Genomic DNA, 434 nt, shown 5'->3' with positions numbered 1-434 from the left:
ACAGCAACGATAACGCCCTTTATGCCCAAAGTGGCATTGATCGCCTTTATGGTGGCGAAGGAAATGACACGCTCAATGCTTATGGTTCAGGGGCGGACTATCTTGATGGTGGTGAAGGGACCGATGCGGTAAGATACCGCTGGTCGCACGCAGCAGTTACCGTCAATCTCTCCGACCAGTCTCAGAATGCAGGTGATGCGGCAGGCGATGAATACTTCTCCATAGAAAACATCAAAGGTACAGATGCTTATAGTGATACCCTCACAGGTGACGCTGGTAACAATGAGCTCTGGGGTTTTGGAGGAGATGATCAGCTCAACGGCGGTGAAGGAAATGATTATCTGTTTGGCGGGGCCGGCGCAGATCGCCTTGATGGTGGTTCTGGTTCTGACATTGCCTTCTATCGTGAATCAGATGCAGGAGTAACGATCAAC

1 protein-coding gene is annotated in these 434 nt (G+C 50.7%); it reads left to right on the top strand.

Going from position 1 to position 434, the window contains the following annotated elements; all coding sequences use genetic code 11:
• On the top strand, positions 1–434 hold a 434-nt coding region (locus tag PsWM33_RS14445; RefSeq protein WP_275078557.1), incomplete at both ends, for a calcium-binding protein.

This window comes from Pseudovibrio sp. WM33 (assembly GCF_001623165.1).
Taxonomy (GTDB): domain Bacteria; phylum Pseudomonadota; class Alphaproteobacteria; order Rhizobiales; family Stappiaceae; genus Pseudovibrio.
This window is presented reverse-complemented; position numbering and strand designations above follow the sequence as displayed.